The organism is Tersicoccus phoenicis (assembly GCF_001968835.1).
Taxonomy (GTDB): domain Bacteria; phylum Actinomycetota; class Actinomycetes; order Actinomycetales; family Micrococcaceae; genus Tersicoccus; species Tersicoccus phoenicis.
This window is the reverse complement of record NZ_MRDE01000084.1, coordinates 1-1,075: the sequence shown is the minus strand read 5'-3', so window position 1 is coordinate 1,075 and position 1,075 is coordinate 1. Positions and strand designations below refer to the sequence as shown.

The following is a 1,075-nucleotide window of genomic DNA, read 5'->3' as shown; positions in this document are numbered from 1 at the left end:
GCCAGGTTCCTCCTGGGTGCGGCGAGCCAGTGCACGAACTCCTGCGTGCCCCCGGCCGAGTCAGTGCGGACCATGACCTTCCGCCCCGACCGGAACCCGGCCGGCAGCTGCTTCAGCGCGTCCCCGGTGACCGTGATGTGGTCCGTCGCGGTGTTCGACCCGGCGTTGCCGGGGCGCAGCAGCACGGCGAGAGGCTCACCGGTGCCCGCACCGCCGTGGTCCACGAAGGCGCACAGCGGGTGGAAGCCATAGCCCTTCTTCCAGGTGGGACGGGCGTCCTCCTTGTCCGAGTGCGCCGTGATGAGGGTGGCGTCCAGGTCCACGATGAGCGGGTCCCCCGCGGTCGCACCGTGGATCGGGGACTGCTCCCCGGCCAGGGACCACACGTGGGCCCGGGCCGCGGCGCGGGCGGCGTTGACCGCACTCAGGGCCTTCGCCGGCGCCGCCGTGGACAGGGCCCGGACCAAGCGGCTCACGGTCGGATCCGATGCCACCGGCCCGAACACAGCCGGCTGGGCGCGGAGCCGGTCCACGTCGGCAAGGCAGTCCCCACCCATCGCCAGAGACAGGGCCAGATCGGTGATGATCTTGCCCGGATCATGCACGGCCAGCGGTTTCCGCCACGGTCCGAGCACGGCGGACAGCCCCGCACCGAGACCCGAGGCCTGGACAGTGCGGGTCAGCAGGAGCCCCCCAGCCTCGGACACGATCCCGGCACCTGCGCCATCGACGCGCACGGATGGGTACAGGCCGGTAGAGTTGCTCACCAGAAGGGTGCTCCCTGAATCTGTCGAAAATGTCGTGTGGTAACAACATCTTCCCAGTTCAGGAGCACCTTTCCCCGTTCAGACACCCCCTCGGACCCACCCTCATGAAAGGCCGAGGTTAGTACCTATTTAGGTGTGGTGCATACCGCTCGGTCCACCTGAGTTGGGTCACTTGCTGTGGTCTCGACAAGCTAGAGGGGGCTGACGTGGGGTGATGGTCGGGGTTAGTGTGTTGTTAAGGCACTAAGCGGGGGTCGGTAGGATCGGCTGGTGGCCTGGGTTCGCAGAGTCCGCACGGCCTCGGGGGC

1 protein-coding gene is annotated in these 1,075 nt (G+C 68.4%); it reads right to left on the bottom strand.

Annotated elements, in window-relative coordinates; genetic code table 11:
* Positions 1-767: transposase (locus BKD30_RS15005; protein WP_159440593.1), on the bottom strand; the 767-nt coding region annotated here is incomplete at its 3' end.
* Positions 768-1,075 lie beyond the last annotated feature (308 nt).